Raw genomic sequence first — 18,179 nt, 5'->3', positions numbered from 1 at the left:
GAACCCTCACACATGCGGAATGTCGTGCGGGGTGTCCGGGGCGGCGGCTTCCAGATCGGCGATGCTGCCCGACATGATCGCCCGCACGTGCTCGGTGATGTGCTCCGCGGGCCAGTCCCACCAGGCCACCGCCAGCAGTCGGGCGATGTCCTGGTCGTCGTAGCGGGTGCGGATGAGGCGGGCCGGGTTGCCGCCGACGATGCCGTAGTCGGGCACGTCCGCGGTGACCACGGCGCCGGTGGCGATGATCGCGCCATGCCCGATGCGGACGCCCGGCATGACCGTCGTGCCGTGGCCGAACCAGACGTCGTTGCCGACGACGGTGTCCCCTCGGCCGGGCAGGCCGGTGAGCAGGTCGAAGTGTTCGGCCCACGAGCCACCCATGGTGGGGAAGGGGAAGGTCGAGGGACCGTCCATCCGGTGGTTGGCACCGTTCATGATGAACCGCACTCCCGTACCCAGCGCGCAGAACCTGCCGATGATCAGCTTCTCCGGCCCGTAGTGGTAGAGCACGTTGCGCGTCTCGAACGCGGTCGGGTCGTCGGGATCGTCGTAGTAGGAGTACTCCCCGACCTCGATCAGCGGGGACTTCACCAGCGGCCTGAGCAGCACCACCCGCGGCTGCTCGGGCATCGGATGGAGAACGGTCGGATCAGCCGGGACGGGCATGGGGAGCGCTCCCTCATCGGTCGCGGGTCGGTGACCGGTCCATGATCGCGACACCGAGCGGTCCGGGACAGTCATTTGCGGCACGGGCAACGAACGCACTGCACCCTCGACCCGGCCCACCTAGGCTGGAAGCGGAGTGCGGCCCCTGTGCGGAAGGGGGCGGCCATGGCTCCCCTCTCGAAGGCGCACGCGGCCCTCGCCGCGCTGCGCGAGGATCTGGTCGGCGAGGTGTTCGCCCCCGGGGACGCGGGCTACGACGCGGCGCGTGCGGTCTTCAACGCGGTGATCGACAAGCGTCCGGCCGTGATCGCGCAGTGCGCGGACGCGGCCGACGTGGTCCGGGCGGTGCGCTTCGGGCGGGATCTCGACCTGCACATCGCGGTGCGCGGCGGCGGGCACAGCGTGGCCGGCACGGCCCTGGGCGACGGCGCGCTCGTGGTGGACCTGCGCCGGATGCACGGGGTGACCGTGGACCCCGCGGCCGAGGCGGTCCGGGTCGAGGGCGGTGCCACGATGAGCCATCTGGACCGGGCCACCCAGCCGTACGGCCTCGCGACCACCGGCGGCCGGGTCTCGTCCACGGGCGTCGGCGGGTTCGTGCTGGGCGGCGGCACCGGCTGGCTGGACCGCGCCTTCGGCCTGGCCGTCGACAACCTCATCGCGGTGGAACTGGTGACCGCCGACGCCGAGCGGGTGCACGCGAACGCCGACGAGAACCCCGAGCTGTTCTGGGCCCTGCACGGCGGCGGCGGCAACTTCGGCGTCGCCACCGCGCTCACCCTGGAGCTGCACGAGCTGCCGGAGTTCGCCGTCGCCCTGCTGCTGTACCTGCCGGAGGTGGGCCCCGACGCGGTCCGCGCCTTCCGGGAGGTCATCCGCACCGGCCCCGACGAGCTGGGCGGCGCGGTGCTGTACATCACCGGCCCGCCCGCGGAGTTCGTACCGGAGCACCTGGTCGGGAAGCTGGTGTGCGCCGTGCTGCTGACGTACACCGGCGGCGAGGAGGAGCTGCGCAAGCCGGCCGAGCCGCTGCTGGCGCTGCCGCACGAGTCGGAGCTGGTCGGCGCGCTGCCCTACGTGGACCTGCAGTGCATGCTGGACGTTCCGCCCGGCCTGCGGAACCACTGGTCGGCGGAGTATCTGACCGGTCTGCCCGACGAGCTGGTGGACGTCTTCTGCGCCCGTGCCGCGGACATGCCCGTGCCGACCTCCACCCAGCACATCGTCTTCCCGCAGGGCGGTGCGATCGCGGCCGGTCCGCACACGTACCCGGTGCCGTACCGGGACGCGCCCTGGGCCGTGCATCCCTTCGCCGTCTGGGCGGACCCGGCCGACGACGAGCGGGCCGTCGCCTGGGTGCGGGACGTCCGCACGGGCGTCCGGCCGTGGAGCACGGGGGACGTGTACCTGAACTTCATCGGCGCGGAGGGCGCCGAGCGAGTGCGGGCGGGCCTGGGCGCCGGGAACCTTCTGCGGCTGGAAAAGGTGAAGCGGGCGTACGACCCCGACAACGTGTTCCGCTTCAACCACAACATCCGTCCGCTGTAGCCGGCGCCCGAGCTGTCGTCCGGGCGTTTGCGCAGGTAGCGTCCGCTCCATGGACAGCGGTACGGAGAGCAGATTCGCCACTCAGGGCGCCGGGATCACCGTTCAGCGGGCGCTGGAGCTGCCGGGACTGCGCAGCGGGCTCCCGGAGATCCTGGCGGGTGCCGACCGGCTGGGGCGCACGGTCCGCTGGGTGCACGCGGGCGAGGTGCCGAACATCGCCTCGCTGCTCAAGGGCGGCGAGCTGCTGCTGACCACGGGCTACGGCCTCGGCACCCGCCCGGCCGAGCAGCGCGCGTTCGTGCGGACGCTCGCCGAGCGCGGGATCGCGGCGCTGGTGGTGGAGCTGGGCCCGCGCTTCACCCGGCTGCCCGCCGCGCTGGTGGACACGGCCCGCGGCGCGGGGCTGCCGCTGGTCCAGCTGCACCGCGAGGTGCCGTTCGTGACCGTCACCGAGGAGATCCACACCGAGATCGTCAACGGGCACTACGCGCTGCTGCAGCGCGCGGAGGAGGTGCACCGGCGGTGTACCGAGGCGCTGTTGGGCGGTGGCGGGGTGCCGCAGGTGCTGGGCATCCTGGCCGACTTCAGCGCCAACCCGGTGTTCCTGGAGACCGCGGACGGCCGGCTGCTGTACGCCGCCGGGTCCGGACCCGAGGGCGCGGATCCGCTGCAGGTGTGGGAGGGGCTGCGGGGTCCGCAGAAGGACGCGCCGCCGCCCGCCGGCTCGGTGCTGGTGGACGTGCCCGGCGGCGGGCCCGGGGCGGGGCCGGGGTCGGTACGGGCGCGGCTGGTGCTGCTGCCGGTCCGCTCGCCGCTGGCTCCGGTGCACCGGATCGCCGCCGAGCGGGCCGCGGGCATCCTGGCCGTGGTGCTGATGCAGGCCCGGCAGGAGGAGGAGCTGGCGGCGCGCGGCCGGGGCGACTTCCTCACCGACCTCGCCGAGGGCCGCATCACGGCGGAGGACGCCCCGGCGCAGGCCCGGGTGCTCGGCTTCAAGCCCGGCAGCAGCCCGCTGCTGCCCGTGGTGATGCGGGTCGGGGACTCCCTGTCCCCCGGCGGCGGCTGGGCGGTGCTGGCGCGGGCGGTCGCCGAGGAGCTGGCCTCGGTGGGCGTGCCGGTGCTGCTGGGTGTGCGGCCGGTCGAGGGCCGGGTGCCGGTGCTGCTCGGGCTGCGCTCGGAGTCGGAGCGTTCGGCTGTCGCGGACCGGGTGGCGACGGCGCTGCGGGCGGGCGTCGAGCGGGCCGGGATGCAGCGGCCGGGTGCTCCGCCGCCGGTCGTGGTGGTCGGGGTGGCCGGTGGCTGGGCGGCCGCGTCGGCGGGCCTGCGGCACGCGGCGGAGACGGCGACGGCGGCGCAGGGCCTGACCGACCGCCCCTGGTACGACGCCCGCCGCCTCGATATCGACCTCCTCCTGTGGCGGCTGCGCGACCACCCGGACCTGGCGGCCTTCGTGGACCGTGCGATCGGCCCGCTGCGCGACCACGACCACCGCTCCAAGCCGCCGCTGCTGCCCACCCTGGAGACCTATCTGGCGCACGCGGGCCGCAAGGCGGAGACCGCCCGCGAGCTGCACCTCAACCGCCAGACCCTGTACAACCGGCTCGCCCGCATCGGGGAGTTGCTGGGCACCGACCTCGACGACCCGCAGACCGTACTCGCGTTGAGCCTCGCCCTGCGGGCCCGCCGGCACGTGCCCTAGGCGGAACGTGCCCGCGCCGGGCCCTAAGCCAGCGGCTGGGGCTGGGTCAACTCGTCGTAGACGCTGAGCACTTGGGCGACGGTCTCGTCCTCCGTCGGCCAGGTCGCCGCCTGCCGCGTGCCCCGTTCCCGCAGCAGCTCGCACCGGTCCGGATCCGCGAGCAGCCGTACGACGACGTCCGCGAGCGCCTCCGCATCGCCGTACGGGACGAGTTCGGCCGCGTCGCCGACGAGGTCGGGGATGCCGCCGACGCGTGTCGCGACGAGGGGCACGCGCGCGTGCAGGGCCTCCTGGGCGAGGACGGAACGCGACTCCCAACTGCTGGTCAGCAGCGCGAGATCGGCGGCCGCGAGCAGCTCGGGCACGTCCTCGCGCCGTCCGACGAGCCGTACCGGCAGCTCCTCGTCCTCGATCCGCCGCTGCAGCACCGGCCGCAGCGGCCCCTCCCCCGCCACGACGACCAGCGGTACCGGGTCGAGGTCCCGCCAGGTCCGGGCCGCGTCCAGCAGGACGTCGTAGCCGCGCTGCGGGTCGAGGGAGCCGACCGCCATGAGCAACGGGCGTCCGGTGGCGCCGAGTTCGGCGCGGATCTTGGGCCACAGCCGGTCGGGGTCGTCGTGGTCGGCGGGCCGGCGCCGCCCGGGCAGGGGCACGGCCGCGAGCCGGGCGTCCCGGGCCCCCGTCCGGCGCGCCCGGTCCACCAGGTCGGAGGTGGTGCCGAGCACCACGGCGGCCGTCCGGACCACACGCCGCTCCAGCAGCCGCAGCAGATGCGCCCGTGCGCCCTCGGCCCGGGCCCGGTTGTGCCAGGTGACCACCAGCGGGGTGCCGCGCCCGCTGAGCGCGAGCACGGCACGGAAGGAGGCGTGCAGCCCGTGCGCGTGCACCAGGTCGGCGTCCGCGCAGGCCGCCCGGAGCGCGGCCACGGAGCCCGGGTCGCTGCTGCGCGGCACATGCACATGATCGGCGCCGGCCCCGGTGAAGTCGTAGGCGCGATCGGCCTCGGCGGGGGCGCACACCGTGACCCGCACACCCCGGGCGACGAGCCCCTCGGCCAGGGAGCGTACGTGCGCACTGCTGCCGGCGTTGCCTCCGCCCAGCACCTGCACGGTGCGCAGCGGCGACTGGCCGTGCGGTGCGTTGCTGCTCACGGGGCTCACGGGGCCGGGGCTCCTGACTCGGCGCGGGTGGTCACGAAGAAACGTACTGAAGGTAGCGGGCGGAGAGGGGAGGAAGGACATACCGCGCGCCTCTCGCGCGGACCGCGTCCGACCCGCCACCCACCCCGTGTTCTCTGCCAAGCATGCCAGCAGGTACGGCCGTTCCGGGAAATCCGGGGAGGCGCACAGCGCGGCGGCCCGGAGCAGTGCGCCGGAGCACGTCACCCACACGGGTGAGGGGAACCGCGGCTCGGCGGAACGGCCCGTGCGCCCGTACCGGGAGGTCAGAGGCTCATAACGCGCGCACCCGGTCACTCACCCGGTCCCCGTACACCGCGGCCGCCACCACCGCGACGGCGTGCGCGAGCAGCCCCGCGCGCCGGTTGCACGCGACCACGGCGGCACCGAGCGCCGCTCCGAGGGCGTGCGCCCCGGCGTCACCGATCATCACGCGCTCCGCGAGGTCGTCGGGCAGCACGGCCGTGGCACCGCCCAGGGCCGCCGCGGTCAGTTCCCCGCCCGGCCCGTTCCGCAACAGCCCGGGCGCCCCGAGCGCGAGCACCGCTGCGGCCGCACGTCCCGGCCGTACGTCGACCAGGTTCACGAAGTGCGCGGCCCCGGCGATCACGACACCCGCCAGCACCTTGTCGAGGAGCCGCTCCTTCATCAGGGCGCCCGCCACCAGCCCGGCGGCGGAGATCCCGAACAACTTCACGGCCCCGCTGGTGACTTCCCCGTCCCGCAAGGCCCCCAGATGCGCCCGAAACCCGCGCCGCGGATCTCCGGCCCCGGCGACGTCGTCGTACGCCCCGCAGACCCCGGCGGCCAGCACCGCGAGCCCGGCCCCGGGGTGCACCCGCCCGGCGGCGACCGCCGTACCAAGAGCCGAGGCGGGCCCGGCGTACAGCCCGACGGCCCGCCCCGCGTAGTTCTTCCGCTCCCAACGCGCGCGGCCACCGGGCGACTCGGCGCGCAGGAGTGCCTGGCCGGCCCGGGTGAGCGCGGCGGACAGCAGGAACGAGCGGGACCTTGGAGCGCGGTTGATCATCCGGCCATCGTCACAGATCCGCGCGCGCCGTTGCCAGCAGTTCCTCCGCGTGCGCGCGGGCCGTCTCCGAGTCCTCCTGGCCCGCCAGCATCCGGGACAGCTCGCGGACCCGCTCCTCGCCCTCCAGGACCTTCACACCGGAGCGGGTGACCGAGCCGTCGTTGGTCTTCTCGACCAACAGCTGGCGGTCGGCGAAGGCGGCGACCTGGGGCAGGTGGGTGACCACGACGACCTGTGCGGTCCTGGCGAGCTTCGCCAGGCGCCGCCCGATCTCCACCGCGGCCTTGCCGCCGACACCGGCGTCGACCTCGTCGAAGAGGTACGTCGGCACGGGGTCGGTCCCCGCGAACACGACCTCCACGGCCAGCATCACGCGGGACAGCTCACCGCCGGACGCGCCCTTGGCGATGGGCCGCGGCGGCGCGCCCGGGTGCGGGGCCAGCAGCAGCTCGACCTCGTCCGCGCCCGACGGCCCGTACGCGACCGTGCGCCCGTCGACCTCGACGCCCTCCGGGTCCTCGGCCTGCCGGATGTCGAAGGACACGCGCGCGTGGGGCATCGCCAGCGAGGCCAGCTCGGCGGTCACGGCGGCGGCGAACCGCTCGGCGGCCTCCCCCCGCGCGTCCGTCAGCGCCTGCGCCAGCCCGCCCAGTTCGGAACGCAGCGCGTCCCGCTCGGCGGTCAGCTCGCCGATCCGCTCGTCGTCGCCGTCCAACTCGCCGAGGCGCGCGGCGCTCTGCTCGGCCCAGGCGAGCACGGCGTCGATGTCGTCGCCGTACTTGCGCGTGAGGGCGGTCAGCGCGGCCCGGCGCTCCTCCACGGCGGCCAGCCGCAGCGGATCGGCGTCCAGGTCGTCGGCGTACCCGGCCAGCTCACCGGCCACGTCACCCAGCAGGATCCCGATCTCACCGATCCGGTCGGCGAGGGCGGCGAGCGCCGGATCGTGGGACCGGACGGCCTCCAGGGCCCGGTGCGCGCCCGCGACGAGGGTCGCGGCGTCGATGCCCTCGGGGTCCTCGGGATTGCCCGCGAGCGCGGCGTGCGCGGCGGTCGCGGCGGACGACAGTGCCTCGGCGTGCCCGAGCCGCTCCGCCTCCTCGGCCAGCTCCACGTCCTCCCCGGCCCGCGGCTCCACGGCCGCGATCTCCTCGAGCCCGTACCGGAGCATGTCGGCTTCCTGGGCGCGCTCACGCGCGCGCGTGACGATCTCCTCCAGCTCGGTGGAGACCGCCCGCAGCCGCCGGTAGGCCTCGGAGTACTTGGCCAGCGGCACGGCGACGCCGTCGCCCGCGTACCGGTCCAGGGCCTGCCGCTGCCGGGACAGCTTCAGCAGTCCCTGCTGGTCGGTCTGCCCGTGCACGGCCACCAGGTCGTCGGCCAGCTCGGCGAGCAGCCCCACGGGCACGCTGCGTCCGCCCAGGTGCGCCCGTGAGCGCCCCTCGGCGGAAACGGTACGGCTGATCAGCAGGGCCCCGTCGTCCAGCTCGGCCCCGGCCTCCTCGGCGCGTACGACGGCGGCAGCGCCCGCGGGAACGGCGATCCGCCCCTCCACGACCGCCTTCCCGGCCCCGATCCGCACGAGGGCCGGGTCCGCCCGCCCACCGAGCAGCAGCCCCAGGCTGGTGACCACCATGGTCTTGCCCGCACCCGTCTCACCGGTGACGGCGGTGAACCCCGGCGACAACTCGACGACAGCATCGTCGATGACCCCGAGCGACCGTATCCGCATCTCCTCCAACACGGAACAGACCATACGAGGTCCGGGGCGGGGAGTGCACACGGCCCGCCTAACCGCACTCTCACGGATGCCTAGTGCGGCGCCCCCCGCCACCCGTGCGTCGGCAGCGCGAACTTCGCCACAAGCCGGTCGGTGAAGGACGAATGGTGCAGCCGTGCCAACCGCACCGGCACAGCCCCCCGCCGCACCTCCACCCGCGCCCCCGGCGGCAACTCGATGGTCCGCCGCCCGTCACACCACAACACCCCGGGCGGAATATGAGGCAGAACCTCCACGGCAAGCACGGAATCCGGCGACGTGACCAACGGCTTCGCGAACAGCGCATGCGCACTGATCGGCACCATCAGCAGGGCCTCCACCTCGGGCCACACCACCGGCCCCCCGGCGGAGAACGCGTACGCCGTGGACCCGGTCGGCGTCGACAGCACGATCCCGTCGCACCCGAAAGCGGTAACCGGCCGCCCGTCGATCTCCAGCACGACCTCGAGCATCTTCTCGGCGCCGGCCTTCTGCACCGCCGCCTCGTTCAGCGCCCAGTCCGTGTGCACGATGTCCCCGTTGCGGTGCACGACGACATCGACGGTCATCCGCTCCTCGACCTCGTACGACCGCGCCACCACCCGGTCGACCACCCGATCGAGGTCGTCCCGCTCGGCCTCCGCGAGGAACCCCACCCGTCCGAGGTTGACGCCGAGCATCGGCACCCCGGACGCCCGGGCGAACTCCGCGCCGCGCAGCAGCGTGCCGTCGCCGCCCAGCACTATCAGCAGCTCACAGCCGTCGAGGCACTGCGGGGTCGCTTCCTTGACCAGCTGGACCTCTTCGGGCAGCGGCAGGTCGCGCGCCTCCTCCTCCAGCACCCGCACCCCGATGCCCTGCCCCAGCAGTCCCTTGACCACGAGTTCCGCACTGCGGATCGCCGCGGGACGCCCGGTGTGGGCGAGCAGGAAAACAGTACGCGCTCGGTTCTGTGTCAACGCGGCCCCTCCGCCACTGCACGGTCAACATCGGCCGGGTCCAGTTCGGGGGCACCGGACCGCAGCCAGAGAAAGTACTCGACATTGCCCGAGGGACCGGGCAGCGGACTGGCGGTGACTCCACGCACCCCGAGCCCCAGCTCCCAGGCCTTCTCGGCCACCCCCCGCACGGCCTCCGCCCGCAGCTGCGGACTCCGTACGACACCCCCGCTGCCCAGCCGTTCCTTCCCCACCTCGAACTGCGGCTTGACCATCATCACCAGGTCGGCGTCCGGCTTCACGCACCGCTTCAGGGCGGGCAGCACCAGCCCCAGCGGGATGAAGGACAGATCACCCACGACAAGATCCACAGGTTCCCCATCGATCGCATCGAGCGTCAACTCGCGTACGTTCGTACGGTCCTTGACGGTGACGCGTTCATCGTTCTGGAGAGACCACGCGAGTTGGCCGTATCCGACGTCCACGGCGACCACGTGCGCGGCACCCGAGCGCAGCAGGACGTCGGTGAAGCCTCCGGTGGACGCGCCGGCATCCAGCGCGCGCCGACCCTCGACCACGAGCCCCTGCGGTACGAAGACCTCCAGCGCGCCCGCGAGCTTGTGCCCACCCCGCGACACGTAGTCGGGATCGCTGTCGTCGTCCTGGACCACGATCGCCGCCGCGGTCTCCACCTGCGTGGCCGGCTTGGTCGCCACGGTCCTGCCGACGGTGACCCGTCCGGCGACGATCAGCTGGCTGGCGTGCTCGCGCGAGCGCGCGAGCTTCCGGCGGACCAGCTCCGCGTCCAGACGGCGGCGTGCGACTCCTGCCACGTTCGGTTCAGCTCCTGCTTTCGTACGGCCGTGGGGGCGCCGGAGGTCCCGGGCGGGCGTCGAGCGCGGTGAGCGCGTCGCGCAGCCCCCGATGTACATCCTCGTACACCTCTAGGTGTCCGTCGGTGGCCAGGTGGTCGGTGTCACCCAGCCGCTCCAGCTGGGCGTCGACCTCGGCGTTGCCGGTGGAGGTGCGGGGGACGTCCAGGGGTGCGGGGGCGGCGGGGTCGTACTCGGCTTCGACGCCGGCCGCGGCCTCCGCCCCGGCCACGAACTCGGTGCCGACCTCGGCCTCTGACACGGACTCGCTCATGCCCAGACGCTACCCCGAACCGGTCGGGTACCGTCGTTCGCGATGGCCACGATCGAGGAGTGCCGCGCCGCACTGGGAAAGCTCTCGGACAACATGCAGGGCGCCGAGGGCGACGTTCGCGCGGCCGCCGCCCTGGACCGCTCCGTGAGCTGCCACATCACCGACCTGGACGTCACCTTCGAGGGTCGCCTGACCGGCGGCCGGATCGAGGTGGACGAGACCCACCCGGGGCCTCCGCGCGAGAAGGCGCAGATCAGACTCGCCATGGCCGGCGACGACCTGGTCGCCCTGGTGCACGGCCGGCTGAACTTCGCGACCGCCTGGGGCTCGGGCCGGGTGCGGCTGGAGGCGAACCTGCTGGACCTGTTCCGGCTCAGGAAGCTGCTGTGAGCCTGGCCTTGCGCGCGGCCGGCACCACCAGCGGGGTCCCCGTCTCCGGGTCGTCGATGACCTGGCAGCGCAGCCCGAAGACCTCCTCGACCAGGTCGGCCGTCACGATGTCGTTCGGGGCGCCCTCGGCGATCACCCGGCCGCCGCGCAGGGCGATGAGGTGGGTGGCGTACCGGGCGGCGTGGTTGAGGTCGTGCAGGACGGCGACCAGCGTGCGGCCCTGGGTCTCGTGCAGCTCCGCGCACAGGTCCAGGACGTCGATCTGGTGCTGGATGTCCAGGTAGGTGGTCGGCTCGTCCAGGAGCAGCAGCGGGGTCTGCTGGGCGAGTGCCATCGCGATCCACACGCGCTGGCGCTGGCCGCCGGACAGCTCGTCCACGTACCGGTCGGCGAGTTCGGCGACACCCGTCTGCGCCATGGACTCCTGGACGACCCGCTCGTCCGCGGCGGACCACTGCCGCAGGATGCCCTGGTGCGGGTAGCGGCCGCGGCCGACGAGGTCGGCGACGGTGATCCCGTCCGGCGCGACGGACGACTGCGGCAGCAGGCCGAGGGTGCGCGCGACCTTCTTGGCGGGCATCGACTGGATGACCTGCCCGTCGAGGAGCACCCGGCCCTCGGCCGGCTTCAGCATCCGCGACAGCGCCCGCAGCAGCGTCGACTTGCCGCACGCGTTCGGGCCGACGATCACCGTGAAGGAGCTGTCGGGGATCTCGACCGACAGCTGTTCGGCGATGACGCGCTGGTCGTAGGCGAGGGTGACGTTCTCGGCGGACAGGCGGTTCACGGTGCTCCTTCGGGTGTTCTTGATCGCTGAGCCGCTCGTGTCCGGCTGCCCCGAGCCGCTCATATCCGGCCCGCCCTGCGTTCGGTGACCAGCAGCCACAGCAGGTAGACGCCGCCGAGGACTCCGGTGACCACGCCGACGGGCAGCTGGTCGGCGCCGAAGGCCCGCTGCGAGGCCCAGTCGGCAGTGACCAGGAGGGCGGCACCCATGCACAGGGACGGCAGCAGGTTCGGGCCGGGGGACCGGGTCAGACGCCGGGCGAGCTGGGGGGCGGTGAGCGCCACGAAGCTGACGGGCCCGGCGGCCGCGGTGGCGGTCGCGGTGAGCAGGACGGCGGCCACCATCAGCAGCGCCCGCACGCGCTCGACGCGCACGCCGAGGGCGTTCGAGACGTCGTCGCCCATCTCCATCATCCGCAGCCCGCGCGCGTTGGCGAGGACGAGCGGCAGGAGTACGGCGCACAGTCCGAGCAGCGGCCAGACCTGGTCCCAGTCACGGCCGTTGAGGGACCCCGTCATCCAGACGACGGCACGGGCCGCGTCGACGATGTCGGACACGGTGAGCAGATAGCCGTTGATCGCGGTGACGATCGCGGAGACGCCGATTCCGACCAGGACCAGTCGATATCCGTGCACGCCCCGCTTCCAGGCGAGCAGATAGATGGCGAGCCCGGTCACCAGCCCGCCCACGAGCGCGCCCACGGTGACCTGGGCCGCGTTCCCGGAGAACAGCACGATCATCACGAGCGCCCCGGCGGTCGCCCCCTGCCCGAGGCCGAGCACGTCCGGGCTGCCGAGCGGATTGCGGGTGACGGCCTGGAACAGCGCCCCGCCGAGCCCGAGGGAGGCGCCGACCAGCAGCCCGACCAGGACCCGCGGCAGCCGCAGTTCGTTGACGATGAACTCCTGGCCGGCGTTGCCGTTGCCGAGCAGCGTCTTCACCACGTCGCCCGCCGAGATCGGGAAGTCGCCGGTGCCGATCAGCACGACGCCCGCGGCGAGCGCGACCAGCAGCAGGAGGACGACGACGGTGACGGCCCGGACGTCCAGGCCCAGCGAGAGCCCGCCCGGCGTCCTGATGACACGGTTGGTCTTCACAGCTGGGCCGTCCTCCGCCGTCGTACGAGAAAGATGAAGACCGGGCCGCCGATGATCGCGGTGACGATGCCGACCTGCAGCTCCGAGGGACGCGCCACGACCCGGCCGATGACGTCGGCGCCGAGCAGCAGCACGGGGGACAGAGCCGTCGCGTACGGCAGGATCCAGCGCAGGTCGGGGCCGGTGAAGGAGCGCACGACGTGCGGGACCATCAGGCCGACGAAGACGATCGGACCACAGGCGGCGGTCGCGGCGCCACAGAGCACGGTGGCGGCGAGCATGGCAAGGGCGCGGGTGCGGTTGAGGTTCGCCCCGAGGGCGCGCGCGGTGTCGTCGCCCATCGCCACGGCGTTCAGCGGCCGGGCCAGGACGAGCGCGAGGAGCGTGCCGGCCGCGAGGAACGGCAGCACCTGCACGATGGTCGAGTTGGTCGCCGAGGCCAGCGAACCGACCGTCCAGAAGCGCATCTTGCCCAGCGCCGCGTCGTCCATGATCATCACGGCCTGGAGATAGCCGTACAGCGCGGCGCTGATCGCCGTACCGGCGAGCGCCAGCCGCACCGGTGTGGCGCCCCGGCTGCCGCCGAGGAACCAGACCAGCGCGCCGACCGCCGCCGCCCCGCCGAAGGCGAACCACACATAGCCGCTGGGGCTGGTGACGCCGAAGTAGGTGAGGGCCGTGACAACGGCGGCGGAGGCACCCGCGTTGATGCCGAGCAGTCCCGGGTCGGCCAGCGGATTACGGGTGAGCGCCTGCAGCACCGCCCCGGACAGGCCGAGCGCGGCACCGGCCAGCAGACCGAGGACCGTACGCGCGAGCCGCTCGTCGACGACGACGTCGCCGTACGTCCCCGTGTCGTGGAACAGGCCGTGCCAGACCTGGTCCGGCGTCAGCGCTTTCGCCCCGATCGCGATGCTCGCCAGGGCGACGAGCACCAGGATCGCGGCGGAGAGCAGGAGCCCAAGGGCCCGTACCGCCCGACGGGTTGGGGGCGCGGGGGCGGTCTCCGCGCGCTGTTCCGGAGGACTGTCGACCAACACGAGGTTAGGTTAGCCTACCCTCGCATACGAACTCGATCCCAAGGCCGGTCAGCGGTCGGAGCCCGAGCCGCTGTGTGTCAGAGCCCGAGCCGCGCCAGCGCCTTCCCTCCGTCCAGCTCGCAGGAACCGTCCCCGGCCGCCGTCCAGGCCGCCGCGCACAACGCCCGCAGCCCGTCGAGTGCTTCGCCGTCACCCTCCAGCTCCAGCCGGTCCGCCCCGGCGGTCGCCGTCCACCCCCCGCAGCGGAAACCGTCACCCTCCTCGGTGACCTCCGGCTGGCCGGTGAGCAACCCGCGCAGATCGGCGTCCACATACGTCGGCCGGTGCTGCGGCGGCGCGGCGAGCAGCTGGGGGCCGTCCGTGACGCCGGTCAGCACCAGCAGCGAGTCCACCCCGCCGTTGAACGCGCCCTCGATGTCCGTGTCCAGCCGGTCTCCGACCACCAACGGCCGCTTCGCGCCGGTACGCAGGATCGTCTCCCGGTGCATGGGCGGCAGCGGCTTGCCCGCCACCTGAGGCTCCGCGCCGGTCGCGATCCGGACGACCTCCACGGCCGCTCCGTTGCCCGGCGCGATGCCCCGCCCGCTGGGAATCGTCAGGTCGGTGTTGGACGCGAACCACGGCACCCCACGCGCCACGGCGTACGACGCCTCCGCGAACCGCCCCCACGTCAGATCGGGCCCGCCGTACCCCTGCACCACCGCCGCCGGATCGTCGTCCGCCGACTCCACCGGCGTCAGGCCGCGCTCGCGCAGCGCCACCCGCAGCCCCTCACCGCCGATCACCAGCACCCGCGCCCCGGCCGGCACCTGCTCGCTGATCAGCCGCGCGACCGCCTGTGCGGAGGTGATGACGTCGTCCGCCCCCGTCGGTATCCCCAGTTCCGTCAGATGCTCCGCCACCGCGTCCGGCGTACGCAGCGCGTTGTTGGTGACGTACGCCAGATGCATCCCGCCCGCGCGGGCCGTCGCCAGCGAGTCGACGGCGTGCACGATCGCGCTGCCGCCCGCGTACACCACCCCGTCAAGATCGAGCAGCGCCGTGTCGTACGCCTCGCTCAGGGCCTGCCCACTGCCCTCGGGCCTCGTCCTGACCGCCTGGCTCATTCCACATCGCTCCTCGTTCACTCGCCTTTCCCCCGATCATCCCCCACGCCACTGACACACGTACGATGCCGGGATGAAGACTGCAGGTCACTCGGAAGCAACGGTGCGCCGAGGCCTGGAACTCACCCCGTTCCGAGGCCTTCGTTACGACCCCGACCGGGTCGGCAGCCTGGCCTCCGTCACCTCCCCGCCCTACGACGTCGTCGTCCGCCCCGATGGCCTGCACCACCTCGAGGCCGCGGACCCGTACAACATCGTCCGTCTGATCCTCCCCCAGGCCGGCACCCCCAGCGCCCGCAACGAACAGGCGGCCGACACCCTGCGCCGCTGGCTCGCCGAGGGCGTCCTGACCACCGACCCGGACCCCGCCCTGTACGTGTACGAACAGCGGGACGGCAACGGCATGCTCCAGCGCGGTCTCATCGGCGCTCTACGCGTGTCAGAGCCCGCGGAGGGCGTGGTGCTGCCGCACGAGGACGTCATGCCCCCGGTGGTCGCCGACCGCGCGGCCCTGATGCGCGCCACCCGCGCCAACCTCGAACCCCTGCTGCTGACCTACCACGGCAACGGCACGGCGGCCGAGGTCGTCGAGCGCACCGCGGAACAGCCCCCGCTGCTGGCCACGACCACCGAGGACGGCTTCCACCACAGCCTGTGGTCGGTCACCGACCCCGCCGACGTGGCCCGCATCCAGACCGACCTGGCGAACCACCAGGCCCTCATCGCCGACGGCCACCACCGCTGGGCCACCTACCGGCTGCTGCGCGCCGAGCACCCCTCCCCCAGCCCCTGGGACCACGGCCTGGTCCTGCTGGTCGACACCGCCCGCTACCCCCTGCGGGTCCGCGCCATCCACCGCCTGCTGCACGGCCTGCCGGTGGCGGACGCGCTGGCAGCCCTGGAGGGCCTGTTCCGGGTACGACACCTCGACGTGTCGCTGGCCGAGGCCCTGGAGGTGCTGGCGGACGCGGCCTGCGCCGGCAACGCCTTCCTGCTGGCCGGCGACGGCTCCTTCCACCTCGTCGACCGCCCGGACCCGGACCTGCTGGCCCGCACGATCCCCGAGGACCGCCCGGCCGCCTGGCGCTCCCTGGACGCCACGGTCCTGCACGCCGCACTCCTCGACCACGTCTGGCACATCCCCGAGGACTCCCCGGCCCACATCGCCTACATCCACGACACGGCCGCCACGGTCGCGAAGGCCGAGCGCGACGGCGGTACGGCCGTCCTGCTGCACCCGGTCCACGAGGAGGTCGTACGCGACCTGGCCCGCCAGGGCGTGACGATGCCCCGCAAGTCGACGTCGTTCGGCCCGAAGCCGGCGTCGGGGCTGGTGCTGCGGGCGCTGGAGATCTGACCGCGCGCATACGAACACATACGAAAGGGCGGGACCCCCGGGGGTCCCGCCCTTTCGTATGTCGTGACGTCGTCACTCGCTCGGGTCAGTCCTTGTCGTCGTCCTGAGCGGCGGTCGCGTCCGCGGAACCGGCGCTCTCTTCGCGCGGGTCCTCGCTGTCGCCCGTGTCGTCGCCCTCGTTCTCACCGTCGTTCTCGTTCTCGGTCTCGTCGAGGGCGTCGACGAACTCCACGCCGTCCAGCTCGGCGAGCCGGTCGGAGGCGTCCGTGCTGCCGTCCCGGTCCGCCTCGACGGCCTTCGCGAACCACTCCCGCGCCTCGCTCTCCCGGCCCGCGGCCAGCAGCGCGTCGGCGTAGGCGTAGCGCAGTCGCGCGGTCCACGGCTGGACGGAGTTGGAGGCCAGCTCCGGGCTCTGCAGGGTCACGATGGCCGCGTCCAGCTGGTCCATGTCACGCCGGGCACCCGCCGCGACGAGCCGCATCTCGACCTGCCCGGCCTTGTCCAGCTTGTGCACCTCGGGGGCGCCGGCCATGTCCAGCGCCTTCTCCGGCCGCCCGAGCCCACGCTCGCAGTCGGCCATCACCGGCCACAGGTCGACCGTGCCGGTCATGCGCCGCGCGGCCCGGAACTCGGCGAGGGCCTCGCTGTACTTCTGGTTGGCGTACGCGGCGAACCCGGCGGCCTCGCGTACGGCGGCCACACGGGACGCCAGGCGCAGGGCCACCCTGGAGTAGCCGTAGGCACCCTCGGGGTCCTCGTCGATGAGCCGCGCGACCATCACCAGGTTCTTGGCGACGTCCTCGGCGAGCGTCTTGGGCAGGCTCTGCAGCTCCTGCCGGACGTCCTTGTCGATCTCGTCACCGGTGACGTCCTCCGGGATCGGCAGCCGCTTGATCGGCTCACGGTCCCGGTCCCGCTCGTCGCGGAAGCGGCTGCCACCACGACGGTCGTCGCGGCGGTCGTCCCGCCCGTCACGCCCACGGAAGCCGCCCGGCCGACCACCGCGGTCGTCCCTACGGGGCCCGCGGCTGCCTCGGTCGTCGCGCTGGAACGCCGGGCGGGAACCGCGGTCGCCCTCACGCCGGTCGTCACGCTGGAACGCCGGACGGGAACCCCGGTCACCCTCACGCCGGTCATCACGGCGACCGTAGCCACCGCGGTCGCCGTGGCCACCGCCACGGCTGTCGTCACGCCGGTCGTCACGACGGAAACCACCGCGATCACCGCGGTCGCCGTAACCGCCACCACGGCTGTCATCACGACGGTCGTCACGACGGAAACCGCGGTCGCCTCGGTCGTCCCGGCGCGGTCCACGGTCACGGTCGTCACGCTGGAACGCCGGACGGGAACCGCGGTCACCCTCACGCCGGTCGTCACGGCGACCGTGACCACCACGATCGCCGTAGCCACCACCACGGCTGTCATCACGCCGGTCGTCACGACGGAAACCACCGCGATCACCGCGGTCGCCGTAGCCACCACCACGGCTGTCATCACGTCGGTCGTCACGACGGAAACCGCCACGATCACCGCGGTCGCCGTAACCACCACCACGGCTGTCATCACGTCGGTCGTCACGTCGGTAGGCGGGTCGGTCGTCACGGCGGTCATCACGGCGGTCGTCACGACGGAAACCGCGGTCGCCTCGGTCGTCCCGGCGCGGTCCACGGTCACGGTCGTCACGCTGGAACGCCGGGCGGGAACCGCGGTCACCCTCACGCCGGTCGTCACGCTGGAACGCCGGACGGGAACCCCGGTCACCCTCACGCCGGTCATCACGGCGACCGTAGCCACCGCGGTCGCCGTGGCCACCGCCACGGCTGTCGTCACGCCGGTCGTCGCGACGGAAACCACCGCGATCACCACGGTCACGGTCATCACGACGGTCGTCACGTCGGTCGTCGCGGCGGAAACCGCCACGGTCACCGCGGTCACTACGGTCATCGCGCCGGCCGTAACCGCCGCGGTCGTTACGGTCGTTGTCCCGACGGAAGCCACCACGGTCCCCGCGGTAGCCGCCGCGTTCGCCGCGGTCACCACTGTCCCGTCGCCGCTGGTCGCGCTCCGGCCGGTCTTCGGGAGAGTTGGTGGACATCGGTGACTCCTGTCTTCGGTACCGCAAGCATTGTAAAAACAAAAGGACCCCTGGTCCCAGCTGAACGCTGGGACCAGGGGTCCTCCAAAGATTGTTCGGCGGCGTCCTACTCTCCCACAGGGTCCCCCCTGCAGTACCATCGGCGCTGTGAGGCTTAGCTTCCGGGTTCGGAATGTAACCGGGCGTTTCCCTCACGCTATGACCACCGAAACCCTAATGGTTTCGAGCGAACAAGCACACTTTTCTTTTGTGTTCATGTGTTCAACTCAAAGTCGGCAACCGTTCGTTGCCTCAGAACATACACAGTGGACGCGAGCATCAATGGACAAGCCCTCGGCCTATT

Annotated in this window: 17 protein-coding genes and 1 rRNA gene; 4 read left to right on the top strand and 14 right to left on the bottom strand. The window is 73.0% G+C overall.

Translation table 11 applies throughout. The features are described 5' to 3' along the window. Window positions 1-6: 6 nt before the first annotated feature. Entirely contained in the window at window positions 7-669 is a 663-nt protein-coding gene (locus tag BEK98_RS13080) for a CatB-related O-acetyltransferase (protein ID WP_094216658.1), read from the bottom strand. Between the two features lie 165 nt (window positions 670-834). Here BEK98_RS13080 and BEK98_RS13075 point away from each other — a divergent pair, with 165 nt between their 5' ends. Together BEK98_RS13075 and BEK98_RS13070 are read left to right on the top strand one after the other, a co-directional pair. Continuing rightward, window positions 835-2,217: an FAD-binding oxidoreductase gene (locus BEK98_RS13075; protein WP_094216657.1), complete on the top strand. Its 1,383-nt coding sequence runs from the start codon at window positions 835-837 to the stop codon at window positions 2,215-2,217. A 49-nt stretch (window positions 2,218-2,266) separates the two neighbouring features. Then, entirely contained in the window at window positions 2,267-3,916 is a 1,650-nt protein-coding gene (locus BEK98_RS13070; protein WP_094216656.1) for a PucR family transcriptional regulator, read from the top strand. A gap of 23 nt (window positions 3,917-3,939) precedes the next feature. Here the strand turns inward: BEK98_RS13070 and BEK98_RS13065 are convergent, their stop codons facing one another. The 6 genes from BEK98_RS13065 to BEK98_RS13040 form a co-directional block, all read right to left on the bottom strand. Continuing rightward, window positions 3,940-5,076 carry a glycosyltransferase family 4 protein gene (locus BEK98_RS13065; protein ID WP_167444150.1) on the bottom strand — a complete coding sequence of 379 codons (1,137 nt, stop codon included), beginning with the start codon at window positions 5,074-5,076 and terminating at the stop codon, window positions 3,940-3,942. 292 nt (window positions 5,077-5,368) lie between these two features. Further along, window positions 5,369-6,124 carry a hypothetical protein gene (locus BEK98_RS13060; protein ID WP_094216654.1) on the bottom strand — a complete coding sequence of 252 codons (756 nt, stop codon included), beginning with the start codon at window positions 6,122-6,124 and terminating at the stop codon, window positions 5,369-5,371. A gap of 10 nt (window positions 6,125-6,134) precedes the next feature. Further along, window positions 6,135-7,877 carry a DNA repair protein RecN gene (gene recN / locus BEK98_RS13055; RefSeq protein WP_094216653.1) on the bottom strand — a complete coding sequence of 581 codons (1,743 nt, stop codon included), beginning with the start codon at window positions 7,875-7,877 and terminating at the stop codon, window positions 6,135-6,137. A 56-nt stretch (window positions 7,878-7,933) separates the two neighbouring features. Next, window positions 7,934-8,839 carry an NAD kinase gene (locus BEK98_RS13050; protein ID WP_094216652.1) on the bottom strand — a complete coding sequence of 302 codons (906 nt, stop codon included), beginning with the start codon at window positions 8,837-8,839 and terminating at the stop codon, window positions 7,934-7,936. Further along, window positions 8,836-9,651 (bottom strand): TlyA family RNA methyltransferase, encoded by an 816-nt coding sequence (locus tag BEK98_RS13045; RefSeq protein WP_094216651.1) that lies wholly within the window; start codon window positions 9,649-9,651, stop codon window positions 8,836-8,838. Before BEK98_RS13045 ends, BEK98_RS13050 begins: the two co-directional genes overlap by 4 nt. A gap of 7 nt (window positions 9,652-9,658) precedes the next feature. Next, window positions 9,659-9,964, bottom strand: a complete 306-nt coding sequence (locus tag BEK98_RS13040; RefSeq protein ID WP_094216650.1) for a hypothetical protein — start codon at window positions 9,962-9,964, stop codon at window positions 9,659-9,661. Window positions 9,965-10,006: 42 nt separating this feature from the next. On the opposite strand from BEK98_RS13040, the gene BEK98_RS13035 reads away from it, so the two are divergent. Beyond that, window positions 10,007-10,354, top strand: coding sequence for an SCP2 sterol-binding domain-containing protein (locus BEK98_RS13035; protein WP_094216649.1), 348 nt, complete (start codon window positions 10,007-10,009; stop codon window positions 10,352-10,354). Here BEK98_RS13035 and BEK98_RS13030 read toward each other — a convergent pair. The 4 genes from BEK98_RS13030 to BEK98_RS13015 all read right to left on the bottom strand — a co-directional run bounded on the left by BEK98_RS13030 (window position 10,338) and on the right by BEK98_RS13015 (window position 14,384). Continuing rightward, window positions 10,338-11,204, bottom strand: coding sequence for an ABC transporter ATP-binding protein (locus BEK98_RS13030; RefSeq protein WP_094216648.1), 867 nt, complete (start codon window positions 11,202-11,204; stop codon window positions 10,338-10,340). The two genes, BEK98_RS13035 and BEK98_RS13030, sit on opposite strands and share 17 nt — an antisense overlap. Further along, window positions 11,201-12,238 carry a FecCD family ABC transporter permease gene (locus BEK98_RS13025; RefSeq protein ID WP_094216647.1) on the bottom strand — a complete coding sequence of 346 codons (1,038 nt, stop codon included), beginning with the start codon at window positions 12,236-12,238 and terminating at the stop codon, window positions 11,201-11,203. Before BEK98_RS13025 ends, BEK98_RS13030 begins: the two co-directional genes overlap by 4 nt. After that, window positions 12,235-13,278 (bottom strand): FecCD family ABC transporter permease, encoded by a 1,044-nt coding sequence (locus tag BEK98_RS13020; protein WP_094216646.1) that lies wholly within the window; start codon window positions 13,276-13,278, stop codon window positions 12,235-12,237. Before BEK98_RS13020 ends, BEK98_RS13025 begins: the two co-directional genes overlap by 4 nt. 77 nt (window positions 13,279-13,355) lie before the next feature. Continuing rightward, window positions 13,356-14,384 (bottom strand): HAD-IIA family hydrolase, encoded by a 1,029-nt coding sequence (locus BEK98_RS13015; protein WP_094216645.1) that lies wholly within the window; start codon window positions 14,382-14,384, stop codon window positions 13,356-13,358. Between the two features lie 73 nt (window positions 14,385-14,457). On the opposite strand from BEK98_RS13015, the gene BEK98_RS13010 reads away from it, so the two are divergent. Beyond that, entirely contained in the window at window positions 14,458-15,741 is a 1,284-nt protein-coding gene (locus BEK98_RS13010; RefSeq protein WP_094216644.1) for a DUF1015 domain-containing protein, read from the top strand. An 85-nt stretch (window positions 15,742-15,826) separates the two neighbouring features. On the opposite strand, the gene BEK98_RS50840 is transcribed toward BEK98_RS13010, so the two are convergent. The 3 genes from BEK98_RS50840 to rrf form a co-directional block, all read right to left on the bottom strand. Further along, window positions 15,827-16,627, bottom strand: coding sequence for a tetratricopeptide repeat protein (locus tag BEK98_RS50840; RefSeq protein ID WP_279635465.1), 801 nt, complete (start codon window positions 16,625-16,627; stop codon window positions 15,827-15,829). Next, entirely contained in the window at window positions 16,519-17,742 is a 1,224-nt protein-coding gene (locus BEK98_RS50835) for a hypothetical protein (RefSeq protein ID WP_208643110.1), read from the bottom strand. Before BEK98_RS50835 ends, BEK98_RS50840 begins: the two co-directional genes overlap by 109 nt. A gap of 187 nt (window positions 17,743-17,929) precedes the next feature. Further along, window positions 17,930-18,046: ribosomal RNA gene (gene rrf / locus BEK98_RS13000) — 5S ribosomal RNA — on the bottom strand. Between the last annotated feature and the right edge of the window lie 133 nt (window positions 18,047-18,179).

This window comes from Streptomyces diastatochromogenes (assembly GCF_002242805.1).
Lineage (GTDB): Bacteria > Actinomycetota > Actinomycetes > Streptomycetales > Streptomycetaceae > Streptomyces > Streptomyces diastatochromogenes.
The sequence above is the reverse complement of the archived record's forward strand: the minus strand, read 5'-3'. Positions and strand labels throughout refer to the sequence as shown.